Below are 9578 nucleotides of genomic sequence, written 5' to 3' on the forward strand. Positions count from 1 at the left end.
GGTGCACGTCATCGCCGACCGACACCCGGTGCACCGGAGCAAGGCCGTCCGCGCCTGGCTACAGGACAACACCGAGCGGGTCGAGTTGCACCTGATGCCCGGCTACAGCCCCGAGTTGAACCCCGACGAGGTGCTCAACGCCGACCTCAAACGCAACGTCAATGCCTCTCGCGCCCGCAACGTCGACCGGCTCGCGCACGCGAAGTTCGATGCGAAGACGTCGAAGGAGGTCGGGCGCGCGGAGAAGTCCGTCGACTACGTCAACCCGGACGGCACTCACACAACGGTGTTGTCCAAGGTGCCGGTCAGCGTGCGGGATGACAAGGGTGCCTGGCAGGCGGTGGATTCGCGGCTGACCGAGGACCGCGGCTCGAAGCGCGCCAAGGCCGGCCTGCACCAGTTGAAGCCGGAGTTCGCCGCTTCCGCCGAGGATCGCCGCCTGGTCACGTTGGAGCCGATCAACCTGGGCGGGCCGGGCCAGCGGATTTCGGTCGCGCTTGAGGGTGCCCGGCGTGTTGCCCGGCAGACGAAGGACTCAAAAGCGTCCTATGTGGACGTTCTTCCGGACACCGACCTGGAGTACGAGGTCGAGCCGGGCAGCGTAAAGGAGTCGATCGTCGTCAAGAAGCCCTCGGCGACGAGCAGCTGGGCGTTCCGGATGGACCTCGGCGCGCTTACCCCGTCCCTGCAGGACGACGGCGTGCTGATCAAGGACACCAAGGGCTCGGTCGTCGCGTCGTTGCCGCCGATCGTGACCTGGGACTCCTCCGGCAGCGCAGAGGACAACAAGGCTCCCGCGCAAACCGGCGGCACCTACGGGCTCAAGTAGGACGGCAACACCTGGCTGTTGACCGTGTCGGTTGACCCGGCGTGGCTCAATGACAAGGCTCGGGTGTACCCGATCGTCGTGGACCCGACCTACACCTACGGGTTCAACAACGACGACGAGTCGAGGGCCTACAAGTCCGACGGCTACCAGTGCACCAACTGCGGCATCGCGGTCGGCAACTCGAAGTCCGGGCCCAACGGTGGAGACTCGATCTGGCGTACGGCGTTCCGGCACGACTTCACGCCGTTGTTCGGCAAGAACATCATCGGCGCCCGCTACGACTTCTGGCGCAACGCGCAGACCGGGTCGATGCTGTCGTGGCAGCCACGCGTCTGCGCTGGACATCAACGGGATCGGGCAGCACCTGGCGTCCGGGCCGATCGGTGACCGGGGCTCGATCCAGTCCAAGGCGCTGACAGATTTCATCGCGGGCAAGGTCAACGCACGGGACAACAGCACCTGGTTCATGCTCACCGGTTCGGAGGGCAGCGACTGGTCGTACAAGAACATGCAGGTCAACCTGATCGTCGACCACGGCACCGCGCCGCCTGCGACGTCGCTGGTGAGCCCGGCCGACGGCAGCGTGCTGACCACCCTGACGCCGACGTTGTCGGTCAGCCCGGTGAGCAACCCCTCCGGTGACGGCACCCTGTACTGCTTCAAGGTCGCGACCGGGGCGGACGCCCAGTCCGGCATCGTCGTGGACTCAGGCTGCCTCACCAGCCCGACGTGGACGGTTCCGGCCGGTGTGCTCACCGACGGCAGCAGCTACACCTGGACGGTACTGACCGCGCTCGCCGGCGGGGTCACGACCACCCGGCCGGGCTGGACCGGGCGTTTCAAGGTCGACCAGCGCATCGGCGACAGCGGCCCCGCGCCCAAGGATCCGCTCGGCCCGGTGACGGTGAACCTCGCCAACGGCAACGTCCACACCGAGGACGCCGGTCCGACGTTCAACACCGTCGGCGGCTCGTCCGGGTTGACGTTCAGCTACAACTCCCAGGCCAGCGAACCGTACGGGCTGCGTGCCTCCTACTTCAACGACTCCACCCGTTCCGGGACGCCGGACGCCAACCCGGTGCTGGTGCGCAACGAGCCTCAGGTCAACTCCGACTGGGGCACGGAGTCGGTGTTCGCGCCGGCGTTGGCGCAGGACTGGTTCGTGGGCCGCTGGGAGGGTTTCTTCCAGGTTCCGGTCACCGGCACGTACCACTTCGGTGGTGTGCACGCGAACGGCGCGAAGATCTGGGTTAACAACGCGCTGGTGTATGACAACAAGAACACCTCTGACGTCAACTTCGCGCTGACGAGCCAGAACGGCCCGGTCACCGAGATCGCTCTCACCGCGGGGCAGCGGGTGCCGATCAAGGCCGAGCTGTACCACTCCAGCGGTCCCGGCCGGATGAAGCTGTTCGTGCAGACCAACGAGGCATCCAACAAGGCGGTGCCGCCGCAGATCATCCCGGCGTCGTGGCTCTACACCCAGGACCTGCCCGTGCTGCCGAAGGGCTGGCAGCTCAACGCCAACCTGACCGGGGACGGTTCGACCTACACCAAGGCGCAGGTACAGGACCAGACCATCGTGCTTACCGATGGCACCGGCACCAAGCACACCTGGACCAAGACCGGCACCGGCAGCTACACGCCGCCAGCGGGTGAAGACGGTGTGCTCGGCCTCGACACCGGCGGCAGGATCACGCTGCAGGAGGCCGGGAACGTCTACACCTTCAACGCCGACGGCACTCTGGCCTCGGAATCGTCTGTCGTGGACAGCCGCAAGCCCGCGGCGAACGTGACGAGCTGGAACGGGACCCCGGCCCGACTCGCGCAGATCACCGACCCCGTCTCGCAGCGTTCGCACAGGCTGTTCTACAACCGGCCCGGTGACGACTGCTACGGCCGGACGATGCCGTCAGGCTGGGACCCGCTGCCGCCGTCGCAGATGCTGTGCCGCATCCAGTACTGGGACGGCACGCAGACCGTGCTGTGGTACCGCAGCGGCGTGATCTCCCGCGTTGAGAACCCCGGCGGCGACTTCACCGAGTACGGCTTCTACGCCGACGGCACGCTGCAGGCGATCCGCACCCCCCTGGGCCTGGACTGGGCGGCACAGGACCCGGCCACTCGCAACATCTGGGAAACCTACACGCTCGTCAACTACGGCACGGTCGGCGCCCGCAGGGGCGCGACCAGCGTACGGGCCCCAGCACCCAACGGACAGGCCGGTGCCCAGCGCCCGGCGCACTCGTACCGTTACGACCTGCCCAACCGCCAGACCTTCGTGGACATCGCAGGACTGACCCCGGCGTCCGGCTACGTCACGAAGGTGACCTACGACGACGCCGACCGACACCTGAGCTCCACCGACGCCACCGGCAAGACGACATCGACCACGTGGAACAGCAAGGACCAGCAGCTCACCACCACCGATCCCGCCGGGCGGGTGTCGTCGACGGTCTACGACCACAACGACCGGCCCACCGACCAGTGGGGACCGGCGCCGGCGAGCTGCTTCACCGGCCAGCAGCCCACCGCGGCCTGCGCCGCCACCATGCCGCACACCCGCACCAACTACGACGAAGGCATGCAGGGCCTGGCCGTCGCGTGGTGGAACAACACCTCCATGACCGGCACCGTGAAGACCCACGTAACCGGCGGTCTCGGTACCGGAGGTGCGGTCGACGCACACTTCGACGGCACCACGCCACCGGTGGCGGGGCTGAATGGCACCGGCTACTCGGCACGCCTCACCGGTGAAATCACCTTCCCGGACGCGGGCCAGTACACCCTCAAGGTCGTCGGCGACGACGGCGTGCGGCTGTGGATCGACGACCGGCTCATCGCCGACGGTTGGAAGGACCAGGGGCCGACCCCCTACACCGGCACCTACACGCCGCCGTCCGCCGGCGCGATCAAGCGCATCCGCATCGACTACAACAACACCGGTGGTCCCGGCGATGTGCACCTGCACTGGACCCGGCCAGGTGGCAGCGAACAGATCGTGCCCGGCACCTACTTGCGTCCGCGCTACGGCCTGACCACCTCCACGGTGAAGGACGAGTCGAACGGGGTACAGAACTCCATCAGCTCGACCAGCTACACCGACAACAGCCTTGATGCTGGATACGGCCTGGCCACAAGTACGTCGACCGCGGGCGTCGCGACGCGTTTCTCGTACGAACCGGCTGGCTCGGGCTATCTCCGCAAGACCGGCAAGACTCTGCCCACCGGTGTGCAGACCACCAACGTGTACTACGGCGACACCGAAACACGGGACAACCCGTGTACCACCGAAGTCGAGGCGATCAACCAGGGCGGCCTCGTCAAACTCACCCGCCTGCCCGCCCCGGCATCCGGCACGGCACGCGAGGACGAGCACATCTACGACGCCTCCGGGCGCATCGTCGCCAAGGGCACCAGCGGCGCCTGGACCTGCACGACCTACGACGGCCGCGACCGAGTGATCTCGGTGAAGCACCCGTCGACGCCGTCCGCGCCCGAGCGCACCGTCACGACGAACTACGCCGTGAACGGCGACCCGCTGGTCACCTCGGTGTCCGACCACAACGGCACCGTCACCACGCGGACAGACCTGCTCGGTCGCGTGGTCGAATACACCGACGCTCACGGCGTACGTACCGAAACGACGTACGACCTGGCGGGACGCGTCAAATCCGAGACGGTGAACCCGCCAAACGCAGCCGACACGGCTCAGGCCACCACCTACACCTACGACGACGCGGGCCGAATGCTCACGATGTCGATGGACACCACGGTGCTCGCGACTGTCACCTACGACGCTGCGGGTGAACTGGCATCCGTGGCCTATGTCAACGGCACATCCCTGAACTCGGTCGGGAAGGATTCCGCGGGCCGGATCCTGTCGCAGAGCTGGAAGACCAGCGACAACGTCCAGATCAGCTCGACCGTCGACCGCACCCGAGCGGGCACGATCACCGACGAGTCACTGGGCGGAATCGATGCCCGGCCGGGAGCTCCGAACTACGTCTACGACGCAGACGGCAGACTGACCGAGGCGTGGGTGGCAGGGCACCACTACACCTACGACTTCGCCTCCACCGCGACTACGGCGTGCCCGGCGGGCACGCAGGCGAACGCGGGCCTGAACACCAACCGGGTACGGCTGCTGGACGAGACCTCGTCCGGCATCGCAGAGACCGACTACTGCTACGACGCCGCCGACCGACTCCTGGCCACCACGGGTACGACCGCGGTGACCAACGTGCAGTACGACAGCAACGGCAACACCACGCAGTACACCACCGGCGGGGCGACGACGTACCTGTCGTGGGACGGTGCGGACCGCAACATCGCTGTCCGTACTACGGGAACCGCGCCGGCTGATGCGTCCTATGTTCGCGACGCCACCGACCGGATCATCCGCAGGACCGCCGCCCAGGGCGACACCGCGACCGACGTGCGCTACGGCCACATCGGCAGCGGCGACACCGCCGACCTGGCCCTCGGTGCGGACAACAGGATCGTGTCACGCAGCATCAGCCTGCCCGGTGGGGCGCTGTACACGTGGAAGCCACAGGCCACTGACCACACGCTCGACCACCCCACCGTCCGCGGCGACCTGGGGCTGACCACCGGCGCCGACGGCAAACAGGTCGGTGCCCTGCGGACGTTCACGCCACACGGGGAGCCGCTGCGGGCCGACGGCACGGTCGATCCCGACAACGTCCCCGACAACCTGCCAGGCCAGATGGACCACGGCTGGCTCGGACAGCATCAGCGCCCCTACGAGCACGCCGGAGCGCTTGCCCTCGTCCAGATGGGAGCGCGGCCCTACGATCCGCTGCTCGGCCGTTTCCTGTCCGTCGACCCGGTCGAAGGCGGCAGCGCCAACGACTACGACTACGCTGACGCTGACCCGATCAACCAGACGGACCTCGACGGACGATGCCCGTCGTGCGCCGCTGGAGCGGCAATCGGAACGCCGTTCGGGCCGGTGGGAATGTTCGCCGGCGCGCTGATCGGTCTCACGGTGATGATTGTCGCCACTCACGTGGCAACCCAGGCAGCCACCGCACCCAAACCTCACAAGAACTCAAACCGCTACAAAGGGGCCTATTATGGCTACAGAATTGAGGACTCGAAGGGAAGAATCTACAAGTATGGGATCACAGCCAGGAAGCCTTATAATGCCCGCCCGCGCCAACAACTCACGAAGTGCAAGGCCATGATGGGGTCGGACTGTACTGTTCGACACATGGCCGGACCGTTCGGCGGAAGGATTCCGGCGAGAAACTGGGAGCATGCCAGGGTCATGCAGTACAAGCGCATCTACGGCCACTGCCCGCCGGGGCAGCGGAAAAGCTGCCGGTAAGGAGGCGAAGTGGTCCTGGTGCAGTGGCCAAGCTCCTACAATCCATCTCTGATACCGTGGTGGGTCGGACCATCCCGCTCCAGAAAGCCCGGAGGTCTATACTGGCAGCCCCTCATGGAGCAGATCGCCAATAAGGTGAACGCCAGCGTCGACGAAGCCGCCTGGCTCGCTGGAACAAAAGCGGACAGCGTTCTGGTCGCGGTCGTGACCCCCTCCTTTTCGGACTTCAAAGGCAAGGTGGTCGTGCTGGACGGGACGGCCATGGTGGAACTGGTCGTCCCAGATGAGATCATCAGTTCACGCGACCTCACCGAAGTTGGCGAGTACCTCGAGTCAAAGACCTTCGAGGCGCTCGACAAAGTGGCCAAGAGATTGAAGACCGGACCCCCGGTACGGCGGATCATCGAGGAGCCCATCGAGAGCGAACGGGTCGTCGAGGCCGATCAGGTTTCCCTGATCGGTACGGAATACCTGCGTGACGGACTTTTGGCACTGGTGCCACCACATGTGGCGGCACGTAATTTCGTGGACACCATCGCGCAAATCTCGAAAGAGCTCGGCGAACATCGACTGCACGGTTGGCGGTTGTTTCAGGACGACACAGCCGAACCGGGACCAGGCGACGGTTCCGAATTGTTCGTCGAGTTGGATTTCAGAGGGATTGATGTCCCGGCTCGACTGAGCGTCATACAGCGCAACAAGGAAAATACTCTCGTAGTGATCGCAAGAAGTCTTGAGCGAGTCGGCCCTTGGCTGAAGAAGGTCGAACCACTCATGCAAGGGGTGGCTCTGAGTCCGATCCTGGCAGGGCGCGACGGGTCACTCGAGTGGATTTCCTTCCGTTTTGCCGAGACGCGGGGCCGGGGCGATTGAGTTTGATCGTCTGATGCGGGGTGGACAAGCCGGCCTTGTGGCCCCGCATCGCCGGTAGCGAGGCGTTCGCCAGCGGTCGGAGGCCGCGGTGGATGCCTCGCTACCGTTCTGTACTTGATGAAGTCGATGTGGTGCGCGGATCACGCCACCTCATGCATGTGGAGAGCGGTCGTTCGCGTCGGCTGACGACGTGGCCCAGGAGGTGTGCCTGGCCGTGCTGAGTGCGCTGCCCTCCTATGCCGATCCTATGTCGACCGGGGTCGGCCGTTCCTGGCGTTCGTGGTCAGGATCGTGCTGGATTTCAGGTAGCGCTGGTTGATCACCTGGAACAGTGCGGAGGCGCCGTCACCGGGCAGTGGGAGATAGCCCAGCTCGTCGATGATGAGGAGTTTCGGTCCGGCGAAGAACCGCATGCAGGTGGCCCAGCGGCCCTCGACCGCGGCCTTGTGGCAGCGGGCGGCGAGGTCGGCGGCGGTGGTGAAGTAGACCCGGTTGCCGGCCTCGGCGGCGCTGCGGGCGAGTGCGGTGGCGAGCATGGTCTTGCCGACTCCGGGCGGGCCGACGAGCAACACGTTGGAGGCGTCGTCGAGGAACCGCATGGTGGCCAGGTCGCGGATGAGTTTCTCGTCGACGCCGGGTTGGGCGGCGAAGTCGAAGTCCGCGAGCGTCCAGGGATCCGGGAGGCAAGCGAACCGCAGCCGGCCGGCCAGGCGGCGTTGCTCGGTGGCGGTGACCTCGATCTCCAGCAGCCGCTCGAGCGCGGCGGTGAGTGAGAGGTTCTCGGCGCGGGCGGCGTCGAGGATCCTCGGCAGTGCCTCGGCGGCGTTGTCGAGTTTGAGGTAGGAGAAGTGTGCGCGGAGTTGTTGGTAGCGGCGGGCCTCACTCATCTGTGGCCCTGTTCGGTTGGCAGACAAAGGTTTCAGTCCTCCTCGGACTCTGGTTTCGATTCATAGGTGGGTGCCGTGTCCAGCCTGGCCGCGGTGGCGGCGTAGGCGGGCAGGTCGATCACGACGTGGGCCGCGGGCCCCGTCGCCGGCAGGCCGCGCAGCCGGGCTGCCTCGGCCAGCGCCGCCGCTGAAGGCGGACGGCGAGTCTTGTGGGCGCAGGGCTTGCTGGTGGAGAACGCGCCCAGCGCGGCCCGCTCGAGCGCGACCACGTGCCCGTCGTCGCGGATCACCCGTCCAGCGCCATCGGGTGCCCGGCGGTGGGCCGCGACCACCGCGCCGCGAGCGGTGACGATGCGCAACTCGTCCGCGCCCAGCCGGTGCCGGACTTGAACCTGGGAGCCGCCCAAGCCGGGCGGGACGGAGTACTGGTTGCCGCGGAAGGAGATCAGCGCTTGCGCGGTGACGACACGAGTGACGTCGAGCTCGGCCGGGAACGCGATCAGCGGAGCGGGATGAAGATGCTCGGCCGCAGCGAGCATTTCGACGGTGGTGCGCTGGCCGTCGCGGACCCGGCGTCGTCCGTCCATTGCCGTGGCGAGCTGGTCCAGTCCGGCCTGCGCCTCGGCGATGGTGGCGTCGTCGCTCAGGGTGCGCCACCAGCGCTGCGCGGCGGAGTGGTTGGCCTTCTCCACCACGCCTTTGCGGTTGCCGCGCCGAGGCGGACACGTGACGGACCGGACTCCGTAGTGCTTCGCGGCTTGGGCGAACGCCGGCGTGATCCGACCCGACGACGGGAAACAGACCGTAGCCATCCGGTCGAACCGCCAGACCTCGGTGACCCCGCCAAGCCGGCGCACGACCGCGTCCATGGCCTCGATCAGGTGCGGGAAGTCCTCGGCATCGGCCAGGACACCGCGCCAGCGGCCGGAATGCGCCAGCGCGCCGACCAGCAGATGCGCGTGGCCACCGACACCCCACGCGGCTGGCGGGTCGGGTAGTTCGAGCCAATCCCACTGGGTTTCCTCGCCTGGTGGGTGCGCGATGATCGCGACGTCGCGGCCGCGAGAGACCTGGCAGGGCTCGCAATGCGGGCGCAGCTTGTGCGCGCGGATCGCCGCGGTCAGCGACGGATACGAGCCGGTAAACCCGAGCTCGGCCAGCTCGTCGAACAGCGTCGACGCCCACAGGTGCGGGTCGTCGGCCAACCTGACCCGGCAGTACTCGAGGAACGGGTCGATCAGTGTCGGTTGCGTGCGCTGCCGCCGCCCCGGCTCACGCTCGCCGGACAGATACGCGCGCACCGTCTTGCGGTCCACGCCCAGGTGCCGGGCGATCGCCGAGATCGACCAGCCTTGCTGACGCAACGCATGCGCCTGCACGTCTTCCTCCCAAGACAGCATCCGCCCCTCCCGCAACGGTCCACGGTGACCAACACCGCGAACCCTCACCCGGAGGGGCATTGACCAGCGCAAACGACACGCTGGAACGGACAACTATCTGGGAAGTTGATCTAGTGTCCTGCGCCTGAAGTTCGTTGAGTAAGTGTAGATTTGTCCGATGGCTCGGACGGGTCGGCCGGTGGCCGCTGTGGTGTTGACCGACGAGGAACGCAAGACGCTGACACGTTGGGCACGGC

Annotated in this window: 6 protein-coding genes and 1 pseudogene; 5 read left to right on the top strand and 2 right to left on the bottom strand. The window is 66.8% G+C overall.

The window, feature by feature from the left end:
- From RIN75_RS43340 to RIN75_RS43360, 5 genes and pseudogenes are all read left to right on the top strand, one after another.
- Nucleotides 1–829 (top strand): transposase (locus RIN75_RS43340; protein WP_309117942.1); only part of this gene is annotated, 829 nt, incomplete at its 5' end.
- 18 nt (nucleotides 830–847) lie between these two features.
- Entirely contained in the window at nucleotides 848–1216 is a 369-nt protein-coding gene (locus RIN75_RS43345; RefSeq protein ID WP_309117943.1) for a hypothetical protein, read from the top strand.
- Nucleotides 1217–1391: 175 nt separating this feature from the next.
- Nucleotides 1392–6182 (top strand): PA14 domain-containing protein, encoded by a 4791-nt coding sequence (locus tag RIN75_RS43350; RefSeq protein ID WP_309117944.1) that lies wholly within the window; start codon nucleotides 1392–1394, stop codon nucleotides 6180–6182.
- A 114-nt stretch (nucleotides 6183–6296) separates the two neighbouring features.
- Nucleotides 6297–7055 (top strand): hypothetical protein, encoded by a 759-nt coding sequence (locus RIN75_RS43355; RefSeq protein WP_309117945.1) that lies wholly within the window; start codon nucleotides 6297–6299, stop codon nucleotides 7053–7055.
- 163 nt (nucleotides 7056–7218) lie between these two features.
- Nucleotides 7219–7346, top strand: a pseudogene (locus RIN75_RS43360) (sigma factor); the annotation flags it as partial.
- On the opposite strand, the gene RIN75_RS43365 reads toward RIN75_RS43360, so the two are convergent.
- Together RIN75_RS43365 and istA are read right to left on the bottom strand one after the other, a co-directional pair.
- Complete coding sequence (locus tag RIN75_RS43365; RefSeq protein WP_375296105.1) at nucleotides 7301–7942, bottom strand: ATP-binding protein; 642 nt, start codon at nucleotides 7940–7942, stop codon at nucleotides 7301–7303. The pseudogene RIN75_RS43360 and the gene RIN75_RS43365 overlap by 46 nt on opposite strands.
- A 32-nt stretch (nucleotides 7943–7974) precedes the next feature.
- Nucleotides 7975–9342: an IS21 family transposase gene (gene istA, locus RIN75_RS43370; protein ID WP_309117946.1), complete on the bottom strand. Its 1368-nt coding sequence runs from the start codon at nucleotides 9340–9342 to the stop codon at nucleotides 7975–7977.
- Nucleotides 9343–9578: the final 236 nt, after the last annotated feature.

Origin of the sequence: Saccharothrix sp. (assembly GCF_031180885.1) — a bacterium.
Taxonomy (GTDB): Bacteria; Actinomycetota; Actinomycetes; order Mycobacteriales; family Pseudonocardiaceae; genus Actinosynnema.